Source organism: Streptomyces sp. NPDC045778 (assembly GCF_056431945.1).
Genome location: NZ_JBWKJZ010000031.1, coordinates 60,410 through 80,946, shown reverse-complemented (window position 1 = coordinate 80,946; position 20,537 = coordinate 60,410). Strand labels below are relative to the sequence as shown.

Genomic DNA, 20,537 nt, shown 5'->3' with positions numbered 1-20,537 from the left:
TTCCCTCCCGCCTGCGTGCCTCCATCGTCAAACCCTCACACTGGTGTGAAGGTCAAGGCGGCCTCGGGAGTGACGCCCGTCACGCGGGGCGGGCGGTGGGCTCCTGGGCCGGGAGCAGCTCGTCGAGCGCCGCGTCCAGGACCCCGAAGGCGCCCGCTCCCGCCGTCAGCGAGTCGTACACGTACCGCACCGACGTCCGCTCCGGCGCGATCCCGCAGTACTCCGAGATCCCCTTGCGCAGCACGCGCGTCACCGTCTCCTCCCAGCCCGCGTCCCCGAACTCCGCCCGGTCGTACGCCGTCAGGCCGAGCCACAGCATCCGGGTCCGGTCGAGCGGGCCGCCGACCCGGCGGCGGCCGTACGCGAATCCGTGGTTCCACACCCGGTCGATCCAGCCCTTCAGCAGCGCGGGGAGGCCGAACCACCACACCGGGAAGACGACCACGATCACGTCGGCGTCCGCCACGCGCCGCATGTGGGCGCGTACTTCGGAAGAGTACGTCTTCCCCGGGTCGCCCCAGTCGGGCTCGTCCGCGGGCGTCATCCGGGGGTCGAAACCCTCCGCCTCCAGGTCGAGGAAGTCCACGGTGTGGCCGTCGGCGGCGAGCCGGTCCCGGGCGTGGCGGGCGAGCGCGGCGGTGAGCGAGTCGGTGCGCGGATGCCCGGTGACGACCAGTGCCGTGGCCATCACTCGGTCCCCTCGGCGAGGCGGACCAGCATCTTGCCGGTGTTGGCGCCGCGCAGGACGCCGAGGAACGCCTCCGGCGCCCGCTCGATCCCGTCGACGACGGTCTGCTCCGTGCGCAGCGAGCCGTCCGCGAGCATCGCGGCGGCCTTCCCCGCCCACTCGGGGAACAAGTCGAAGTGGCTGGTCACGAGCATGCCGCGCAGGGTCGCCTCCTGCTTGGCGGCCTGGAAGAGGTTGTTCGGGCCCGCCGCGGGAGCCGTGTCGTTGTACGTGCTGATCGCGCCGACCATCGCGATGCGCCCCTCGCGGCGGATGGCGCCGATCGCGGCCTGGAGGTGGTCGCCGCCCACGTTGTCGACGTACACGTCGATGCCGTCGGGCGCGGCCTCGGCGAGCTGCTCGGGGAGACCGCCCTGGCGGTAGTCGATCGCGGCGTCGTACCCGAACGTGTCGAGCAGCTTCTTCGTCTTCTCCGGCCCGCCCGCCGAGCCGATCACCCGGGACGCGCCGAGCGCCCGCGCCACCTGCCCCGCCACGCTGCCCACCGCTCCCGCGGCGGCCGACACGAACACGACGTCTCCCTCGCGGACCGGGGCGGTGCGCGTCAGCGCCGCGTACGCCGTCAGGCCGGTCGTGCCCAGCGGACCCAGGTACGCCGACGGCGGGGCGAGCGAGGTGTCGACCACCGTCGCGGTGGCGGCGTCGACGAGGGCGTACTCCCGCCAGCCCGCGAAGTGCGTGACCGTCGCGCCGACCGGGACGTCCGGCGAGCCGGAGGCCACGACCTCACCGACCGCGCTCCCCTCCAGCGGGGCGCCGAGCCGGAACGGCGGCATGTAGGACGGCACGTCGTCCATACGGCCGCGCATGTACGGGTCCACGGACATCCACAGGTTCCGGACGAGCACCTGGCCCTCGGGGGCGGAGTCGGGCAGCTCCGTGGTGGCGAGGGCGAAGTCGGTGGGACGGGGCGTGCCCTGGGGGCGGGCGGCGAGGCGGATCTCCTTGGACTCGGGCATGGCGGTTCCTCCTGGGGCGGTGGTGGTGTGGCCTGGGCGGCTGCCCTGCTCACGTGCCTCACCATGCCTGCGGCCGCGCACGAACCACTGACGCCTCACGCACGGGCCCCTCCCCACGCCGGGCTCACCCCCACCCACCCGCCCCCGTCGCGCTGCGTCCTCACCTCGACCTTCGGCCCGGCTCAAGAACCGCGCTAACGCGCTTGTCCTCAAACGCCGGACGGGCTGGAACTGTCCGCTGGGGCGGCACCGGAGAAACTTCAGCCCGTCCGGCGTTTGAGGACGAGGCGCGGAGCGCCGATGACCCCGCTGACCAGCCAGGCAGGGCCCACGTACGGTTGCCGCATGCGATTCGAGGTGCTGGGCCCCCTGGCAGTACGTACCGACGACGGCACCCTCATACCGGTGCCGGAGCCCAAGGTGCGGACCCTGCTCGCCGCCCTCCTCACCCGCGCGGGCCACCCCGCCCCCGCGGACGCCCTCGTGGAGGATCTGTGGGGCGCCGGGAAGCTCCCGGCCAACCCCGCCAACTCCCTCCAGACCAAGGTCTCCCAGCTCCGCCGGGCCATCGGCCGCGACGCCGTGGCGTACGGCCCCGCGGGCTACCGGCTGCGCCTGGCCGGCGACGCCACGGACGCGGCCCGCTTCGAGGCACTGACGGCACAGGCGTACCGCACGGACACCGGGCCGCGCGGCCAGGCGTCCCTCCTGACCGACGCCCTGGCCCTCTGGCGCGGCCCCGCCTACGCCGACTTCCGCGACGCGGACTTCGCCCGGGCCGCCGCCGCGCGCCTGGAGGAGCAGCGCCTCACCGCCCAGGAGACCCTCGCGGAAGCCCGCCTCGCCCTCGGCGAACACGCCCTGCTGGCCGACGACCTCGCGGACCTGGTGACCCGGGAACCGCTGCGCGAGCGGTTGCGCGCGGCCCACATGCGCGCCCTCTACCGCGCCGGCCGCCCGAGCGAGGCCCTGGCCGCCTACCAGGACCTGCGCACCCGTCTCGCCGACGAACTCGGCACGGACCCCGGGCCCGAACTCGCCGCCCTGCACGAGGCGATCCTGCGCCAGGACCCGGCCCTGACGGCCCCGCCCGTGGCTGCGGTCACCGAGACCTCGGGGGACGCGGTGACCTCCGGCGCGCCCGCGGTGACCTCCGGCGCCATCGCTGTGGCGCCCCCGCGCACCAACCTCCCCGCCGCCGCCACCCACCTCGTGGGCCGCGCCGACGCCGTGGCCCGGGTCCGCGAACTGGTGGGCCGCGACCGCCTGGTGACCCTCACAGGACCCGGCGGCGTCGGCAAGACACGCCTCGCCCTTGAAGCCGCCGCGGGCCTCGTGGGCGGCTTCCCCGACGGCGTCTGGCTGGTCGAGCTGGCCGGGACGACCGGGGAGGGCGTCCTGGAGGCGGTCGCGGCGGCGGTGGGAGTCCGCGAGGACCACGCCGCCCGGCAGGCCTTCGAGGACGAGCCCGCGGCGGCACCCGCGGCCGGCCCGGCACCGGGCCCCCGGCAAGGCGCGGGCCCGGCCAATCCCCGGCAGGCGCACCTCACCCGCGCCCTCGCCGCCCGCCACGCCCTGCTCCTCCTCGACAACTGCGAACACGTCCTCGACACCACCGCCGACCTCGTCGCCCACCTCCTCCGCCACGCCCCGCACCTCCGCGTCCTCGCCACCAGCCAGGAACCCCTCGCCCTCACCGGTGAGACCCTGGAGGCCGTGGCGCCCCTCGGCGAGGAGGAGGCGGTGCGCCTGTTCGCCGAGCGGGCCACGGCCACCGCCCCCGGCTTCGCCCTTGACGACACCAACCGCGAGGCCGTCGCCCTCATCTGCCGCCGTCTCGACGGCATCCCCCTGGCCGTCGAACTCGCCGCGACCCGCGTCCGCGCCCTCGGCGTGCACGCCCTCGCCGACCGCCTGCACGACCGCTTCCGCCTCCTCAACCAGATACGCCGCGACGCCCCGGCCCGCCAGCGCACCCTGCGCGCGATGATCGACTGGAGCTGGGAGCTGCTGTCGGCGCCGGAGCGCCGGGCCCTGCGCCGACTGGCCGTCTTCCGGGGCGGTTTCACCCTGGAGAGCGCGGAGGCGGTGCTGGGCCAGCCGGAAGCCGACGGTGACGATGTTCTCGACGTTCTCGACGTTCTCGACGTACTCGACCTCGTCACCCGCCTCCTCGACCGCTCCCTCCTCGCGACCACGGGCGCCGGGGGCGGTGCCCCCGGTGACGGACCCGGCGGTGTCCCCGGCGGCGGCGCCCCCCTCCGGCACCGCCTCCTGGAATCCGTCGCCGCGTACAGCCTCGAACGCCTCGCCGAGGCAGGCGAGTCGAAGGACCTGGCACGGCGCCACGCCCACCACTACGCCGCCCTCGCCGAACGCGCCGCCCCCGCCCTGCACGGCCCCGACCAGCGGCACTGGCTGCGCCGCCTCGACGCCGAGACGGTGAACCTGCGCGCCGCCCTCGACTGGGCCGCCGCCGAGGCCGACACCGCGCTCGCGCTGCGCCTCGTCAACGCCCTGACCTGGTACTGGTACCTGCGCGGTCGCCTCACCGAAGCCATCCGCTCCCTCGCCCTCGCCCTGGGCCTGCCCCCGGCGGACGGGCCCGCGCGCGCCTGTGCCACCGCCGCCCGCGGCGCCTTCTCCCTGCTCGCCGGGGAGGACGCGTGCGCGCACGGCTCCAGCCGCGCCCACGACACCGACGGCGCCGACGCCCGCTCCCGCTGGCTGCTCGCCCTCGCCCGCTGCGGCTTCGACCGCACCCCCGAGGAAGGGCGGCGCGTCGACGCGCTCCTCGCCGAGTTCCGCGCGGCCGGCGACCCCTGGGGCGAGGCCGCCGCGCTCAGCACCCGCGCCACCCGCGCCCTGTACGCCGGTGACCTCGCGGCCCTGCGCCGCGACGCCACCGACGCCGCCCGGCTCTTCGTCGGACTCGGCGACCGCTGGGGCCAGTTGCAGTCCTCCGAACAGCTCGGCGTGGTCGCCGAGATCCTCGCCGACTACGACGGGGCCGCCCGCCTCCAGCACGACGGCGTCCGCGGCGCCGAGGAACTCGAACTCTGGACCGAGGTCTCCTTCCGCCTCTCCCGCCTCGGCCGCCTCGCCCTGCTCACCGGCGACGACACCCGCGCCACCGACTACCACGAGCGCGCCGCCCGGCTCGCCGCCCGCCAGTCCCACCGGCCCGCCCAGCAGTTCGCCGAGACCGGCCTCGCCCTCGGCGCCCGCCGCCGCGGCGACCTCGACACCGCCGAACGCCTCCTCCTGCCCTGGCTCGACTTCAACCGCCGCTTCGGCATCACCTCCGGCGCCGCGCTGATCCTCGCCCAGCTCGGCTACGTCGCCGAACAGCGCGGCGACGCCACCCGCGCCGAGCAGCTCCACCGCGAGGGCCTCGACGCCGCCCGCGCCACCGGCGACCACCGTGCCGTCGCCCTCGCCCTCGAAGGCCTCGCGGGCGCCCGCGCGCTCACCGGCGCCCCCACGGAAGCCGCCGAAGCCGCCGCGCTCCTCGGCCGGGCCGCGGCGCTCCGCGCCGCCGCGGGCGCCCCGCTCCCGGAGGCCGAGCGCGCCGACGTCGACCGGGCCACGGCCCGCGGCCGCACCGCCCTCGGCGCCGAGGCCTTCGACGTGGCCCGCGACGCCGCCTTCGACGCGGCCCGCGCACGGGGGGCGGCGGCCCCGCCCCCCGTCACCTCGGGCGGCTAGCCGAGCACCGCCCGGAGCTGGTCGAGCCCCCAGTCCAGGTCCTCCTTGCTGATCACCAGCGGGGGAGCGATGCGGATCGTCGAGCCGTGGGTGTCCTTCACCAGGACACCGCGCTCCATCAGCCTCTCGGAGATCTCCCGGCCCGTGCCGTGCGAGGGGTCGATGTCGACGCCCGCCCACAGGCCGCGCCCGCGCACCTCCACGACCTTCCCGGAGCCCGCGAGCAGGCCCAGCTCCGCGTGCAGATGCTCGCCCAGCTCCGTCGCCCGCTGCTGGAACTCGCCCGTCTCCAGCATCGCGACGACTTCGAGCGCCACCGCGCACGCCAGCGGATTGCCGCCGAACGTCGAGCCGTGCTCACCCGGCCGGAACACCCCCAGCACCTCCGCGTCCGCCACCACCGCGGACACCGGCACCACACCGCCGCCCAGCGCCTTGCCCAGCAGATACACGTCCGGCACCACGCCCTCGTGCTCGCACGCGAACGTCCGCCCCGTCCTGCCGAGCCCCGACTGGATCTCGTCCGCGACGAACAGCACCCCCCGCTCGCGCGTCAGCTCCCGCACCCCCGGCAGATAGCCGGGCGGCGGCACGAGCACGCCCGCCTCCCCCTGGACCGGCTCGATGAGCACCGCCACCGTGTCCTCGGTGACGGCGTCCCGGAGCGCCCCCAGGTCACCGAACGGCACGATGTCGAAGCCCGGCGTGTACGGGCCGTAGTCCGCGCGGGCCTCGGGGTCCGTGGAGAAGCTGACGATCGTCGTCGTACGGCCGTGGAAGTTGTTCGCCGCCACCACGATCCGGGCCCGGCCCTCGGGCACGCCCTTGACGCGGTAGCCCCACTTCCGCGCGGTCTTCACCGCCGTCTCCACGGCCTCCGCGCCCGTGTTCATCGGCAGCACCATCTCCTTGCCGCACAGCCGCGCGAGCCGCGTACAGAACTCCGCGAAACGGTCGTGGTGGAACGCGCGTGACGTCAGCGTCACCCGCCCCAGCTGCTCCTTGGCGGCCTCGATGAGGCGCGGGTTGCCGTGGCCGAAGTTGAGCGCCGAATAACCGGCGAGCATGTCGAGGTACCGGCGGCCCTCGACGTCCGTCATCCACGCGCCCTCCGCCGACGCGACGACGACGGGCAGCGGGTGGTAGTTGTGCGCGCTGTGCGCTTCGGCCGAGGCGATGAGGTCTTCCGTAGCGGTCACGGGGTCTCCGTTTCTCACGTTCGCACGCCGTCGTGCGATTCCTACGGCTACTAACGGCGCAAGGAGGTTCTCGCGTGTCATAGGGGACAGAGCGGGTTCGTGGCCCAATACCTATCGTCGCTCCCTCCGCACGCGAACCCTGACACGGTGGCCTGACCGTTACGCTGGTTTCCACAGCGCGGCGACTGGCGCACAGGGAAGCGACCCTGAGCAAGCCGCGCGAGGCAGAACCTTCGAGGTGCCGCCCTTCCCCAAGCTCTCGGCTCCGCTCGAGCAGGGGATACCCCATCGGCACCCCGGGACCACGACGGACCTCATCCCCGCTCGCCCCGGAGGACGCCATGAGTCACCCTGCCCCTTCGCCCTCCCCTTCGCCCGCGCCCCGGCACCCGGCACTCACCGCCACCGACCCCGACCTCGCCGCCCTCGTCACCGCCGAGGAGCAGCTCCAGGCCGACACCCTGCGCCTCATCCCCAGCGAGAACTACGTCTCCGCCGCCGTCCTCGAAGCCTCCGGCACCGTCCTCCAGAACAAGTACAGCGAGGGCTACCCCGGCCGCCGCTACTACGAGGGCCAGCAGAACATCGACCAGGTCGAGCGCCTCGCCGTCGCCCGCGCCAAGGCCGTCTTCGGCGCCGACCACGCCAACGTCCAGCCCTACTCCGGCTCCCCGGCCAACCTCGCCGTCCACCTCGCCTTCGCCGAGCCCGGCGACACCGTCATGGGCATGGCCCTGCCGATGGGCGGCCACCTCACGCACGGCTGGGGCGTCTCCGCCACCGGTCGCTGGTTCCGCGGCGTGCAGTACGGCGTCCGCGAGGACACCGGGCTCGTCGACCTCGACGCCGTCCGCGAACTCGCCCTTGAGGAACGGCCCAAGCTGATCTTCTGCGGCGGCACCGCGCTGCCCCGCACCATCGACTTCGCCGCCTTCGCCGAGATCGCCCGCGAGGCCGGGGCCGTGCTCGTCGCCGACATCGCGCACATCGCCGGGCTCGTCGCCGGCGGTGCCCACCCCTCGCCCGTCCCGCACGCCGACGTCGTCTCCACCACCACCCACAAGACGCTGCGCGGGCCGCGCGGGGCGATGCTGCTCGCCCGCGAGGAGCACGTCAAGGCCATCGACAAGGCTGTCTTCCCCGGCCTCCAGGGCGGGCCCCACAACCAGACCACCGCCGCTATCGCCGTCGCCCTGCACGAGGCGGGCCGACCCTCCTTCCGTGACTACGCCCACGCCGTCGTCGCCAACGCCAAGGCCCTCGCCGACGCGCTGCTCGCCCGCGGCTTCGAGCTCGTCTCCGGCGGCACGGACACCCATCTGATCCTGATGGACCTCACGCCCAAGAACGTGCCGGGCAAGGTCGCGGCGAAGGCCCTGGACCGGGCCGGGATCGTCGTCAACTACAACACCGTGCCGTACGACACCCGGAAGCCCTTCGACCCCTCCGGGGTGCGGATCGGGACGCCGTCCCTGACCTCGCGGGGCCTCGGCACCGCGGCGATGGACGCCGTCGCCGACTGGATCGACCGCGGGGTCCGCGCGGCCGGGGCCGGTGACGAGGACGCCCTCCGGAAGATCCGCGGCGAGGTGGCCGAGCTGATGTCCGCGTTCCCCGCGCCCGGCCTGCCCACGGGGTGAACCCCGCGCCCCCGGCGAGGCACGGCCCGCGGCCCCGCCCCGCCGAACGCACTGTGTTCCTCGTCTCACCGGCCACGATCGGTTCCTCGTCGCACCGGCCACGATCGACAGCAGCCACGCCGTGCACGCCGGGCCGCCCCGTGAGCCGCCCCAGGGTGGAAGCGCGCACCAGCTCGGCGGGCGCCTCCGCCTTCCCCGCGCGCTCACCCCGTCGGTCCACCGCCCGGCCCGCACCGGCTCCCACCCGTCGCGGCCCGTTCCCGACCAACGGGCGGCACCTGAGAGAATGCTGAGCATGGCCTCTGAAAGTCCCCGCCCCGCCGCCGGTGACCGACCCCGTGTGCTCTCCGGGATCCAGCCCACCGCAGGCTCGTTCCACCTCGGCAACTACCTGGGCGCCGTGCGCCAGTGGGTGGCCCTCCAGGAGTCCCACGACGCGTTCTACATGGTCGTGGACCTGCACGCGATCACGATCCCGCAGGACCCGGCCGAGCTGCGCGCGAACACCCGGCTCGCCGCCGCCCAGCTGCTCGCGGCCGGTCTCGACCCCGAGCGCTGCACCCTGTTCGTGCAGAGCCACGTGCCCGAGCACGCCCAGCTCGCCTGGATCATGAACTGCCTGACGGGCTTCGGCGAGGCCTCCCGCATGACGCAGTTCAAGGACAAGTCGGCCAAGCAGGGCGCGGACCGGGCCTCCGTCGGCCTGTTCACGTACCCGATCCTCCAGGTCGCGGACATCCTGCTCTACCAGGCCCACGAGGTCCCGGTCGGCGAGGACCAGCGCCAGCACATCGAGCTGACCCGCGACCTGGCCGACCGCTTCAACGGCCGCTTCGGCCCGACCTTCACGGTCCCCAAGCCGTACATCCTGAAGGAGACGGCGAAGATCTACGACCTCCAGGACCCGGCGATCAAGATGAGCAAGTCGGCGTCCACGCCGAAGGGCCTGATCAACCTCCTGGACGAGCCGAAGGCCACCGCGAAGAAGGTCAAGAGCGCGGTCACCGACACCGACACCGTGATCAGGTACGACGCGGAGAAGAAGCCGGGCGTCAGCAACCTCCTCACCATTTACTCGACCCTCACCGGCACCGGTATCGCGGAACTTGAGCAGAAGTACGCCGGCAAGGGCTACGGTGCGCTGAAGACCGACCTCGCCGAGGTCATGGTCGAGTTCGTGACCCCCTTCCGGGACCGCACCCAGGAGTTCCTGGACGACCCGGAGACGCTCGACTCGATCCTGGCCAAGGGCGCGGAGAAGGCGCGCGCCGTCGCGGCGGAGACCCTCGCCCAGGCGTACGACAAGGTGGGCTTCCTGCCCGCCAAGCACTGAGCTCCACGCGAGCCGCAGGCCGAGCAGCACCGCCGCCGTACCACGGCACGGCGGCACCCCCCTGCCCACCACACGACGACAGGAGTACGACGTGGGGACCGTAACGATCGGTGTGTCGATCGCGGTCCCGGAGCCACACGGCAGCCTGCTCCAGGAGCTGCGCGCGGGCTTCGGTGACCCCGCCGCACACGGCATCCCCACGCACGTCACGCTGCTGCCGCCGACCGAGGTGGCCGCCGCCGCGCTGCCCGCGGTCGAGAACCACCTCGTGTCGGTGGCCGCCGCGGGCAGGCCGTTCCCGATGCGGCTCTCCGGCACCGGCACGTTCCGGCCGCTCTCGCCCGTCGTCTTCGTCCAGGTCGTCGAGGGCGGCTCCGCCTGCTCCTGGCTCCAGGAGCGGGTCCGCGCCGCGTCCGGGCCGCTGGCGCGCGAACTGCAGTTCCCGTACCACCCGCACGTCACCGTCGCGCACGGCATCGCCGACGAGGCCATGGACCGGGCCTACGAGGAGCTGGCCGACTACGAGGCCCAGTGGCCCTGCACCGGCTTCGCGCTGTACGAGCAGGGGGCCGACGGGGTGTGGCGCAAGCTGCGCGAGTTCACCTTCGGCGGGTCCACGGTGCCGCCGCAGGCCGCCGCCCGGGACACCCTGCCCGCGCGCTGAGCCGCGGCGCGGTCCGCCGCGCTCACACCGGCAGGCGGCGGAAGACCGGCCGCGGCACGTGGCGCAGGGCCGACATCACCAGGCGGAGCCTCCCGGGCACCCACACCGTCTCCGCGCGGCGGCGCAGGCCCGTCTCGATGGCCTCGGCCACGGCCCGCGGCGTCGTCGCGAGGGGGGCCTCCTCCAGGCCCGCCGTCATCCTCGACCGCACGAAGCCGGGGCGTACGACCATGACGTGTACGCCGGTGCCGTGCAGCGCGTCCCCCAGGCCCTGGGCGAAGGCGTCGAGGCCCGCCTTGCTGGAGCCGTAGATGAAGTTCGAGCGGCGGGCGCGCTCGGCCGCGACGGAGGAGAGCACGACGAGCGAGCCGTGGCCCTGGGCCTGGAGGGCGCGGGCGCAGACCAGGCCCGCGGAGACCGCGCCGGTGTAGTTCGTCTGGGCCACCCGGGTCGCGGCGACGGGGTCGGCCTCGTCGCGGGCCTGGTTGCCGAGCATGCCGAAGGCGAGCAGCACCATGTCGATGTCGCCCTCGGCGAAGACCTTGCCGAGGGCGGTCTCGTGGGACTCGGGGTCCAGGGCGTCGAAGGGCACGGTCCTGGTGTCGGCGCCCCGGTCGCGCAGCGCCTCCGCGGCGCGCTCCAGGGTGGGGGACGGGCGGCCCGCCAGCCAGATGTCGCGGGTGCGGCGGGTCACCAGGCGGTGGGCCGTGGCCTGGGCGATCTCCGAGGTGCCGCCGAGGACCAGCAGGGACTGGGGGGTGCCGAAGGCGTCTTTCATGGGGGTCTCCGTAGGCGGGTGGGGGAGGCCGCGCGCGGTCAGAGGCGCAGCCGGCGCGAGAGGTCCGAGCGGAAGACGGAGCCGGGGTCGAGCTCCGAGCGCAGCGCGCGGAAGGCGGGCAGCTGGGGGTACATGGCGTCCAGCACCTCGGGGCGCATGCGGGAGTCCTTGGCCAGGTAGACGCGGCCGTCGGCGGCTGCGACCTCCTCGTCGAGGCCGTCCAGGAGCCGCGCCAGGCCGGGCAGGCGTGCCGGGATGTCCAGGGCCAGGGTCCAGCCCGGCAGGGGGAAGGAGAGCCAGCCGGGGTCGGCTTCGCCGAAGCGCTTGAGGACGGCGAGGAAGGACGGGCAGCGGTGCCGGGTGATGCGCTGCACGATGCGCCGCAGGGCCTCCTCCTGGCCGTGGCCGACCACGAACTGGTACTGGACGAAGCCGCCCTTGCCGTACACGCGGTTCCAGTGGGGGACGCCGTCCAGGGGGTGGAAGAAGGACGAGACGCGCTGGAGTTCGCCCGTGCGGGAGCGCGGCGCCTTGCGGTACCACAGCTCGTTGAAGAGGCCGACGGTCGTGCGGTGCAGCAGGCCGTCGGGCAGGAAGGCGGGGGCGGGCGGCAGCTGCCGGGGGCGGAAGGCGAGCGGGGCCCTGCGGGCGCGGGCGTCCAGGGCGTCCAGGGGGGCGTGGTCGCCGCGCGTGAGGACGGCGCGGCCCGTGGCGGCGCCGCGCGCGAGGAGGTCGATCCACGCCACGGAGTACCGGTAGCGGTGGTCGGTCGCGGTGAGGCGGGCCATCAAGTCGTCCAGGTCCGTGGCCCTTTCGGTGTCCACGGACATGAGGGAGGTCTCCACCGGCAGGCAGCGCAGCTTCGCCTTGAGGATGACGCCGGTCAGGCCCATGCCGCCCGCCGTGGCGTTGAAGAGCTTGCTGCCGGACTTCACCGCGCGGACCGTGCCGTCGGCCGTGAGCAGGTCGAAGGAGCGTACGTGGCGGGAGAACGAGCCCGAGACGTGGTGGTTCTTGCCGTGGATGTCGGCGCCGATCGCCCCGCCGACCGTGACGTAGCGGGTGCCGGGCGTCACCGGCACGAACCAGCCGAGCGGCAGCAGGACTTCCATCAGGTGGTGCAGCGAGACGCCCGCGTCGCACACGACGGTGCCCGTGTCGGCGTCGATGGTGTGCACCCGGTCGAGGCCCGTCATGTCGAGCACGGCACCGCCCGCGTTCTGCGCGGCGTCCCCGTAGGCGCGGCCGAGCCCGCGCGCGATGCCGCCCCGCTCGGCGCAGGCGCGCAGCGCGTCCACGGCCTCCTCGCGGGACCGGGGGCGCACAAGGCGGGCGGCGGTGGGAGCGGTACGGCCCCAGCCGGACAGGGGCACGGGCGTGTCGGACTCTGCGGACACTGCGGACCCTGCGGACGGGGCGGACGCGGCGGGCACGGCAGGCACGGGCACAGCAGACATGGCGTGACCGTATCGCCCGCATGTGTTCTGCTTGCTCCCTATGAGGGACTGTTCTCGCTAAATCGTCCTTAGTCTCACCGGAATGGGCGATTAAAAGAGTGTCACCCAACAATCCTGCAATTCGACGGGTGTTGCCTGTCCGTATGGACGACATGGACCACCGGCTGCTCTCGGCCCTGCGTGCCCGCGGGAGCGATCCGCGCGTGGCCGCCGCCGCCCGCGCCTTGTCCCACAGCGGTGAGCACGGCGCGCTGTGGCTCGCCGTGGGCCTCACCGGCGCCGCGCTCGACCGCGAGCGGCGCGCCGCCTGGCTGCGCGGCACCGCCCTCACCGCCGCCGCCCACCTGGCCAGCATGGGCGTGAAGCGGCTCGTCCGCCGGCCGCGGCCCGCGCACGTCACCCCGCTCGTACGGACGGTGGGGCGGCACTCCTTCCCCAGCTCGCACGCCACGTCGGCGGCGGCTGCCGCCGTGGCGTACGGCGCCCTGCGGCCCGCGGGGGCGCGGCTGCTCCCGCCGCTCGCCGCCGCGATGTGCGTCTCCCGGCTCGTCGTCGGCGTGCACTACCCCTCGGACGTGGCGGTGGGCGCGGCCCTCGGCGCGGCCACCGCCTACGCGGGCGGCACCTGGATGCGCGGGACCCGCGCCCCGCGCCCGATCGGAGGCCGTCGCGATGGCTGACCGCACCACCGCCCTGCTCGCCCCGCCCCGCTCCCCGCAGCCCCCGAAGCCGGGGCCCGGCTCGCTGCCGCTCGGGCTCCTGAAGACCGCGCGGCCCCGCCAGTGGGTCAAGAACGTCCTGGTCGTCGCCGCCCCCGCGGCCGCGGGCGAGCTGTTCTCGCGGCACGCGCTCGGCCAACTCGCGCTGGTCTTCACCCTGTTCACGGCCGCCGCGGCCGCCGTCTACCTGATCAACGACGCCCGCGACGCCGACGCCGACCGCGCCCACCCCACCAAGTGCCGCAGACCCGTGGCGGCCGGGGTGGTCCCGGTGCCCGTCGCGTACGCCGCGGGCGCGGTGCTCGCGCTGCTCGCGCCGCTGGCGGCCGCCGTGCTGTGCACACCGCTCACGGCCTGCCTGCTCGCCGCGTACGTGGTGATGCAACTCGCGTACTGCGTCAGCCTCAAGCACGTGCTCGTCGTCGACCTCGCCGTCGTCACCACCGGTTTCCTGATGCGGGCGATGATCGGCGGGCTCGCGCTCGGGATCCCGCTGTCGCGCTGGTTCCTGATCACGACCGGCTTCGGCGCGCTCTTCATGGTCTCCGCCAAGCGGTACTCCGAAGCCGTGCAGATGGCCGGGCGCGCAGGCGCGACGCGGGCGCTCCTCACCGAGTACACAACCGGCTACCTGCGGTTCGTCTGGCAGCTCGCGGCGGGCGTGGCCGTGCTCGCGTACTGCCTGTGGGCCATGGAGAGCGGCACCGCGGGCACCGGCGTGCTGCCCTGGCGCCAGCTGTCGATGGTCGCCTTCATCCTCGCGATCCTGCGGTACGCGGTGTTCGCCGACCGGGGCACGGCGGGCGAGCCCGAGGACGTCGTCCTGCGCGACCGCGCGCTCGCCCTGATCGGGCTCGGCTGGCTCGCCATGTACGGGCTCGCGGTCGCGGACTGGTGAGGCGCGTGCGCCCCGCCGCGCGCGAGCTGCTCGGCTTCGCCGCCGCCGGGATCTGCGCGTACGCCGTCGACCTCGGCCTCTTCCTGTGGCTGCGCGGGCCCGTCGGGCTCGACCCGCTGACCGCGAAGGCCCTGTCGTTCGTCGCCGGGTGCACGGTCGCGTACGCGGGCAACGCGCTCGGCACCTACCGCGGGACCGGAGGAGGAGGGGCCTCACGGCTGCGCCAGTACGCCGTCTTCTGCGCCGTCAACGTCGCGGGCGCCCTCGTCCAGCTCCTGTGCATCGCCGTCTCCCACTACGGCCTGGGGTTCACCTCGCGGCGGGCGGACACGGTATCGGGCGCGGGAATCGGCATGGCACTGGCCACTGTCCTGCGGTTTTGGGGTACACGGACGTTGGTATTCCGCTCACAGGGCGCGCGGGACACACGGGTCACACAAGCCACACGGACCCCGCAGGACACGGGGACCCCGCGGGCCACGCCGACCGCACAGACCGCACCAGGAACGGGGCAGGGGACATGGACTGGCTGAAGAAGCTGCCTGGCATCGGGCCGTACGTCGAACGCTTGATGCGTACGCACGCGTGGCGCTCGTACGAACGGCTCGACGAGGTCCACTGGACCCGGCTCGCCGCCGCCATGACCTTCATCAGCTTCATCGCGCTCTTCCCGCTGATCACGGTCGCGGCGGCCATCGCGGCTGCCACCCTCTCCGCGAAGCAGACGCAGAAGATCGAGGACAAGATCTCCGAGCAGGTCCCGGGCATCTCCGACCAGCTCGACCTGGACGCCCTCGTCGCCAACGCAGGCACCGTCGGCCTCGTCGCGGGCGTCCTGCTGCTGTTCACCGGCGTCGGCTGGGTCGGCTCGATGCGGGAGTGCCTGCGCACGGTCTGGCTGCTCGAGGACACCGACGAGAACCCGTTCCTGCGCAAGCTCAAGGACCTGGGCGTGCTCGCCGGGCTCGGCGGCGCCGGGCTCGCCTCGCTCATCGCCTCCGGCGTCGCCTCCACGGCCGTGGGCTGGAGTGCCGACCAGCTCGGCGTCGACAGGGACGGCCCCGGCGGCGTGCTGCTCCAGCTGGCCGCGTTCGCCATCGCCGTCCTCGCCGACTTCCTGCTCCTGCTGTACGTCCTCACGCTGCTGCCCGGCGTCCAGCCGCACCGGCGCGCGCTGATCGTCGCCGCGCTGCTCGGCGCGGCCGGGTTCGAACTCCTGAAGGTCCTGCTCGGCGGCTATATGAAGGGCGTCGCCGCGAAGAGCATGTACGGCGCCTTCGGTGTGCCCGTCGCGCTGCTGCTGTGGATCAACTTCACCGCGAAGCTGCTCCTCTTCTGCGCCGCCTGGACGGCGACGCCGAAGACGGAGGCCGGCGAGGAGCAGCCGGAGGAGCGTACGGCCCGGCAGGACGAGCGGGCCGTCAGCCCCGGCGCAGCGGCCAGCGACGGTTGAGCAGGAACAGCCCGCCCGCGACCACGGCCAGTACCCCGGCCGCGATGCCGAGCGCGACACCCATGCCGTTGGACCCGCCGCCCGAGGCGTGCGCCACGTTCTTCGCGTTCGAGCCGCCGTCGCCCGGGGCGCCCTTGCCCGCGCCGGTGTGGGCACCCTTCGGCGGGACCAGGTCACCGACCGGCTTCACCTTGTCGTGGGCCGCGAAGCCCCAGTCGAGCAGCCGGGCCGTCTCCTTGTAGACGGCGTGCGGCTCGCCCGACGAGGGGTTCATGACGGTGACGAGCAGCACCTTGCCGTCGCGCTCGGCGACGCCCGTGAAGGTGTTGCCCGCGTTGGTCGTCGAGCCGTTCTTGACGCCCGCGATGCCCTTGTACGCCTCGACGCCGTCGGCGCCGGTCAGCAGGCGGTTGGTGTTCTGGATGCCGAAGGGCTCGCGCTTCGTCTTGCCCTTGTCCTTGCCCTTCTTGATCTTCTCCGTCTTGCCGGGGAACTCCGCGGTGGCCGTCGCGCAGTACTCGCGGAAGTCCTTCTTCTGGAGTCCGGAGCGGGCGAACAGGCTCAGGTCGTACGCGGACGACACCTGGCCCTTCTCGTCGTAGCCGTCGGGCGTGACGACGTTCGTGTCGAGGGCCTGGAGCTCCTCGGCGTGCTTCTGCATGTCCTTCACGGTCTGCGGGACGCCGCCGTTCATCTCGGACAGGACGTGCACGGCGTCGTTGCCGGAGCGCAGGAAGACACCCAGCCACAGGTCGTGGACCGAGTACGTCTCGTTCTCCTTGATGCCGACCAGGCTGCTGCCCACGCCGACGCCCTGCAGCTCCGACAGGGCGACCTTGTGCTTCTGGGTCTTCGGGAACTTCGGCAGGACCGTGTCCGCGAACAGCATCTTCAGGGTGCTCGCCGGGGCGAGGCGCCAGTGCGCGTTGTGCGCGGCGAGCACCTCGCCGGACTCCGCGTCCGAGACGATCCAGGAGCGGGCCGACAGGTCCTTGGGCAGCACCGGCGCGCCCGTCCGCAGCTCCACCTGGGTGCCCGGCTTGCCGAGACGGGCGCCGCCGACCGTGGACATCTGCGCGGGCGGCTTCGGCTGTTTGTCCTTGTCGCCGCCCGGCTTGTCGTCGGCGAACGCGGGCGCGGCCGCCGACAGGGACAGCAGCGTCGTGGAGGCGATGAGCAGGGCGGTCTTCTTCACAGCAGGCACGGACGAGAACGTACAGGGCGTGGCGGCACCCGTATCCGCCGAGGTCCGCGCAGCCCGGTGGCCCCCACCCCGAAGGCGGTCCGTGAGGGCGCCTGGTGATACTGAGCGTATGAAGCTCAGCCGCCCCGTCTCCTGGTTCCTGCTCGCCTTCGGCGCGTGGAGCTGGGTCATCTGGATCACTTTCGTCAAGAACCTGTGGAAGGACGGCAGCGGGCTCGCCTTCGACGACGGCCGTCCCACGGCGTACTTCTGGGTGCACCTGACGCTCGCCGTTGTCTCCTTTGTCTTGGGGACGGTGGTCGGGACCATCGGGTTGCGTGGGGTGCGCGCACTGCGCCGAACCTCATAGCCGTGAACGTCCTCGGAGCCGTCCTCATCGCGCTCGGCGTGGCCGCCGTCCTCGGCGGGCTGCTCTGGTACGTGTGGCGGCGGACGGTGCGCGACACCACGGTCAAGGGCTCCTGGGGCAGACGCCTGGGCACGGTGGCGTACCTCGCGGGCCCCGTGCTGATGTTCGCGGCCCTGGTGGCGGAGCGGGCCGGGGCCCCGTTCCCGCTCCAGCAGATCCTGGCGTGGCCGGGCTTTTTGTGGATGGCGTTCGCGCTGTATCTGCTTCTGGCGCTGCTGGTCGGCGAGCTGGTACGCCCACTGCTGAAACGATGGACAGCCCGTCCGGCGCTCGATGACGAGGCGCGAAGCGCCGACGAGGCGGGGAAAGGGGCGCAGCCCCAGCCGACCGGCCCGGGCGGGGACCTGCCCCGGCGCCTCTTCGTGGCCAGAACAGTAGCCGCGGGCGCGGCCACGGTGGCGGCGGCGACCGTGGGCTACGGCACGTACGAGGTGCTCCGCGGCCCCCGCGTGAAACGCGTCACCGTCCCGCTGGCCAAGCTGCCCCGCGCGGCGCACGGCTTCCGCATCGCCGTGGTGAGCGACATCCACCTCGGCCCGGTGCTCGGCGAAGGCTTCGCCCGACGGGTCGTGGACACCGTCAACTCCACCCAGGCCGACCTCATCGCGATCGTCGGCGACCTGGTGGACGGGGATGTCGAGGACCTCGCGGGCGCCGCCCGCCCCCTCGCCGACCTGCGCGCACGCCACGGCGCGTTCTTCGTCACAGGCAATCACGAATACTTCTCCGGCGCCGAGCAGTGGGTGGAGCACGTCCGCTCGCTCGGCCTGCGCCCCCTGGAGAACGCCCGCACCGAACTGCCGTACTTCGACCTCGCCGGGGTCAACGACGTGCAGGGCGAGGACGAGGGCCAGGGCCCCGACTTCGCCAAGGCGCTCGGCGACCGGGACCGCACGCGCGCCTCGGTGCTGCTCGCCCACCAGCCGGTGGTCATCCACGACGCCGTCGAGCACGGCGTCGACCTCCAGCTCTCCGGCCACACCCACGGCGGCCAGCTCTGGCCCAACAACTTCGTCGCCGACCTCGCCAACCCCACCCTCGCGGGCCTGGAACGCTACGGCGACACGCAGCTGTACGTGACGCGCGGCGCCGGGGCGTGGGGCCCGCCCGTGCGGGTGGGGGCGCCGTCCGACATCACGGTGGTGGAGCTGGCTTCGCGCCGGGCGTGAGCAGGGCGGCCGGCTCGGACAGCGGCTGAGGGTGCGGCGGCGCGGACGGAGGCGACGGCACGCGCGGGAGGCTGACCAGGACCGTCAGGCCCTCGCCCGGCGCCGTGCGGAGCTGGACGCGCCCGCCGTGGGCCGCCACCACGCCCTGCACGATCGCCATGCCGAGCCCGCTGCCCGCGCTGCGGCCCGCCCGGAAGAAGCGGTCGAAGACCCGGGCCGCGTCGTCGTCGCCGAGGCCCGGCCCCTCGTCCGCCACGGTCAGGCACACCACGTGGCCCCGCCGCTCAAGGCCGAGCCGCACCGGGGTCCTGGCGGGGGTGTGGGCGCGTACGTTGGCGAGCAGGTTGGCGAGGACCTTGCGCAGGCCCTGCTCGTCCGCCCGCACCAGGATCGCGCCGTCCGCGCACACCGTGAGCGGGCGGCCCGGGTCCTGCGCGCGCAGGTCGTCGGCCGCGTCCCGCACCAGGCGGCTCAGGTCGACCGCGCGGAGGCGGAGTTCGGGCTGCTGGTCCAGGCGGGCCAGGGTGAGCAGCTCCTCCACGAGGTGGTTCATGCGGTCGGTCTCGGCGTTGACGCGGCACCACGCGCGGGAGCGGTCCTCCGGCGTGGTCAGCATGCCGTTGTCGTACAGCTGGAGGTAGCCGCGGATCGCCGACAGCGGGGTGCGCAGCTCGTGCGAGGCGTCCGCGACGAACTGCCGCAGCTGGGCCTCGCTGCGCTCGCGGGTCGCGAAGGCCGTCTCGACCTGCTGGAGCATGGAGTTGAGCGCGAGCCGCAGCTGCTCGGTCTCCCGCACCTCGGTCCGCCGCGTCGGCACGCGCCGCTTCAGGTCGCCCTCGGCGATCGCGGAGGCCGTCTCGACCATGTCCTCCAGGGGCCGCAGGCGCCGGCTCGCGGAGATCATCGTCAGGACGGCGAGCAGCGCGAGCAGCAGCACGCCGAAGGCCAGATCGAGCCGGAGCGCCTTGCGCACGCTCGCGTGCACGTCCTCCGTGGAGGTGGCGAGGACGAGGACCGAGCCGTCGGCGATCCGCACGCCGAGGGCGCGGTACGAGTCGCCGTCGAGCCGTACGTCACCCGGTCCCGGGCGGTCCGCGAACCGCTGCGCGTCGCCGACGGCGCGGGCGAGCTGGAGCTGGAGCCGCCGGGAGCCGACGAACCCGAAGTGGACGGGCTTGCCGCGGGGGTCGACGGCCACGAACAGCGAGGTGGAGGGGGGCAGTTCGTCCGCGTCCCCGACCTTCGGCGGCAGCGCGACGAGCGAGTCCTTGAAGTTGTTGATCTCCTTCAGATGGTCGAGGGTGAACGGCATGCCGGCGAACGCGGTACGTGAACTCTTCAGCTCGGAGTCGACGCTGTTGAGCAGGTAGTGCTTCATGCCCATGATGCTCACGGCGGTCGCGGCCGCTATGCCGAGGGCGAGCAGGACGACGTTCACCAGCGTGAGCTTGGCGCGCAGCGAGTTCCCGAAGAGCCGCCGCGGGCCGGGGCAGGCCCGCTTCCTCATGCCAGTCCGTACCCCACGCCGCGCCGGGTCGTGATCAGCGGGGGCCCCACCTGGTCGAGCTTGCGCCGCAGATAGCTGATGTACGTCTCCACGACCGTCGACTCCGCCGCGTGCTCGATGTGCCAGACGTGGCGCAGGAGTTGCTCCTTGGGCACCACCCGGCCGCCGTTGCGGACGAGGAAGCGCAGCAGGGCGTACTCGGTGGGCGTGAGCTGCACCTCGCGGCCGCCCCTGCGCACCAGATACGTCGTCTCGTCCAGCTCCAGGTCGCCGTAGCGCAGCGGCGGGCGCTGCGGCAGCACGTCACCGGGCCGGGTGCGGCGCAGCACCGCGCCGACGCGGGCCACGACCTCGTCGATGTGGAACGGCTTGGTGATGTAGTCGTCGGCGAAGCCGAGGGCGCCGATGACCTCGGCCGGCGCGTCGCGCGCGGTGAGGAACACCAGCGCGAGGTCGGGCCTGCGCGCCCGCAGTTCACGGCCGAGCTGCCGCCCGTCGCCGTCCGGCAGCATCACGTCGAGGAGCGCGCAGTCGGGCCGGGTGCGCCCGGCGAGCGCGCGGGCCTCGCGCACGGAGCCCGCCGTCATCACGTCGAAACGGTGGAAGCGCAGGGTCAGGCTGAGGACGTCGGCGATGCTCGGCTCGTCCTCCACCACGAGCACGGTGGCGCCGCCCGCCTCGGGAGCGGCCTC

Annotated in this window: 18 protein-coding genes; 10 read left to right on the top strand and 8 right to left on the bottom strand. The window is 73.8% G+C overall.

What is annotated here, in order from left to right:
- Positions 1–79: 79 nt before the first annotated feature.
- A complete protein-coding gene (locus AC07GB_RS31315; protein WP_478851331.1) occupies positions 80–688 on the bottom strand; it encodes an NAD(P)H oxidoreductase in 609 nt (202 codons plus the stop codon).
- The gene (locus AC07GB_RS31310; protein ID WP_478851329.1) at positions 688–1,707 is read right to left on the bottom strand and encodes an NADP-dependent oxidoreductase; all 1,020 of its coding nucleotides are present in this window, start codon (positions 1,705–1,707) and stop codon (positions 688–690) included. The genes AC07GB_RS31315 and AC07GB_RS31310 overlap by 1 nt, the downstream gene beginning before the upstream one ends.
- A 345-nt stretch (positions 1,708–2,052) precedes the next feature.
- Here AC07GB_RS31310 and AC07GB_RS31305 point away from each other — a divergent pair, with 345 nt between their 5' ends.
- Positions 2,053–5,415, top strand: coding sequence for an AfsR/SARP family transcriptional regulator (locus tag AC07GB_RS31305; RefSeq protein WP_478851327.1), 3,363 nt, complete (start codon positions 2,053–2,055; stop codon positions 5,413–5,415).
- Here the strand turns inward: AC07GB_RS31305 and rocD are convergent.
- A complete protein-coding gene (gene rocD, locus AC07GB_RS31300) occupies positions 5,412–6,614 on the bottom strand; it encodes an ornithine--oxo-acid transaminase (RefSeq protein WP_478851325.1) in 1,203 nt (400 codons plus the stop codon). The genes AC07GB_RS31305 and rocD overlap by 4 nt on opposite strands.
- 341 nt (positions 6,615–6,955) lie before the next feature.
- Here rocD and AC07GB_RS31295 point away from each other — a divergent pair, with 341 nt between their 5' ends.
- The 3 genes from AC07GB_RS31295 to AC07GB_RS31285 all read left to right on the top strand — a co-directional run bounded on the left by AC07GB_RS31295 (position 6,956) and on the right by AC07GB_RS31285 (position 10,251).
- On the top strand, positions 6,956–8,254 hold the full coding sequence (locus AC07GB_RS31295; protein ID WP_478851323.1) for a serine hydroxymethyltransferase: 1,299 nt from the start codon (positions 6,956–6,958) through the stop codon (positions 8,252–8,254).
- A gap of 295 nt (positions 8,255–8,549) precedes the next feature.
- On the top strand, positions 8,550–9,587 hold the full coding sequence (trpS, locus tag AC07GB_RS31290; RefSeq protein WP_478851321.1) for a tryptophan--tRNA ligase: 1,038 nt from the start codon (positions 8,550–8,552) through the stop codon (positions 9,585–9,587).
- Positions 9,588–9,678: 91 nt separating this feature from the next.
- A complete protein-coding gene (locus AC07GB_RS31285) occupies positions 9,679–10,251 on the top strand; it encodes a 2'-5' RNA ligase family protein (protein WP_478851319.1) in 573 nt (190 codons plus the stop codon).
- Between the two features lie 22 nt (positions 10,252–10,273).
- On the opposite strand, the gene AC07GB_RS31280 is transcribed toward AC07GB_RS31285, so the two are convergent.
- The gene (locus AC07GB_RS31280; protein ID WP_478851317.1) at positions 10,274–11,029 is read right to left on the bottom strand and encodes a decaprenylphospho-beta-D-erythro-pentofuranosid-2-ulose 2-reductase; all 756 of its coding nucleotides are present in this window, start codon (positions 11,027–11,029) and stop codon (positions 10,274–10,276) included.
- A gap of 38 nt (positions 11,030–11,067) precedes the next feature.
- Positions 11,068–12,486, bottom strand: a complete 1,419-nt coding sequence (locus AC07GB_RS31275; RefSeq protein WP_478851315.1) for an FAD-binding protein — start codon at positions 12,484–12,486, stop codon at positions 11,068–11,070.
- 143 nt (positions 12,487–12,629) lie between these two features.
- On the opposite strand from AC07GB_RS31275, the gene AC07GB_RS31270 reads away from it, so the two are divergent.
- Genes AC07GB_RS31270 through AC07GB_RS31255 form a run of 4 tightly spaced genes read left to right on the top strand, consistent with a single transcriptional unit; the run spans position 12,630 to position 15,556 of the window.
- Positions 12,630–13,166, top strand: coding sequence for a phosphatase PAP2 family protein (locus tag AC07GB_RS31270; RefSeq protein ID WP_478851313.1), 537 nt, complete (start codon positions 12,630–12,632; stop codon positions 13,164–13,166).
- Positions 13,159–14,103 (top strand): decaprenyl-phosphate phosphoribosyltransferase, encoded by a 945-nt coding sequence (locus AC07GB_RS31265; protein WP_478851311.1) that lies wholly within the window; start codon positions 13,159–13,161, stop codon positions 14,101–14,103. Before AC07GB_RS31270 ends, AC07GB_RS31265 begins: the two co-directional genes overlap by 8 nt.
- Positions 14,104–14,108: 5 nt before the next feature.
- On the top strand, positions 14,109–14,636 hold the full coding sequence (locus AC07GB_RS31260) for a GtrA family protein (RefSeq protein ID WP_478851309.1): 528 nt from the start codon (positions 14,109–14,111) through the stop codon (positions 14,634–14,636).
- Positions 14,624–15,556, top strand: coding sequence for a YihY/virulence factor BrkB family protein (locus AC07GB_RS31255; RefSeq protein WP_478851307.1), 933 nt, complete (start codon positions 14,624–14,626; stop codon positions 15,554–15,556). Before AC07GB_RS31260 ends, AC07GB_RS31255 begins: the two co-directional genes overlap by 13 nt.
- Here the strand turns inward: AC07GB_RS31255 and AC07GB_RS31250 are convergent.
- The gene (locus AC07GB_RS31250) at positions 15,525–16,760 is read right to left on the bottom strand and encodes a D-alanyl-D-alanine carboxypeptidase family protein (protein ID WP_478851305.1); all 1,236 of its coding nucleotides are present in this window, start codon (positions 16,758–16,760) and stop codon (positions 15,525–15,527) included. The genes AC07GB_RS31255 and AC07GB_RS31250 overlap by 32 nt on opposite strands.
- A 109-nt stretch (positions 16,761–16,869) precedes the next feature.
- Here AC07GB_RS31250 and AC07GB_RS31245 point away from each other — a divergent pair, with 109 nt between their 5' ends.
- Together AC07GB_RS31245 and AC07GB_RS31240 are read left to right on the top strand one after the other, a co-directional pair.
- Positions 16,870–17,109 carry an SCO4848 family membrane protein gene (locus tag AC07GB_RS31245; protein ID WP_030668762.1) on the top strand — a complete coding sequence of 80 codons (240 nt, stop codon included), beginning with the start codon at positions 16,870–16,872 and terminating at the stop codon, positions 17,107–17,109.
- A gap of 2 nt (positions 17,110–17,111) precedes the next feature.
- Complete coding sequence (locus tag AC07GB_RS31240) at positions 17,112–18,338, top strand: metallophosphoesterase (RefSeq protein ID WP_478851303.1); 1,227 nt, start codon at positions 17,112–17,114, stop codon at positions 18,336–18,338.
- Here the strand turns inward: AC07GB_RS31240 and AC07GB_RS31235 are convergent.
- A complete protein-coding gene (locus AC07GB_RS31235) occupies positions 18,304–19,845 on the bottom strand; it encodes a sensor histidine kinase (RefSeq protein WP_478851301.1) in 1,542 nt (513 codons plus the stop codon). The two genes, AC07GB_RS31240 and AC07GB_RS31235, sit on opposite strands and share 35 nt — an antisense overlap.
- Positions 19,842–20,507, bottom strand: coding sequence for a response regulator transcription factor (locus tag AC07GB_RS31230; RefSeq protein ID WP_478851401.1), 666 nt, complete (start codon positions 20,505–20,507; stop codon positions 19,842–19,844). The genes AC07GB_RS31235 and AC07GB_RS31230 overlap by 4 nt, the downstream gene beginning before the upstream one ends.
- Between the last annotated feature and the right edge of the window lie 30 nt (positions 20,508–20,537).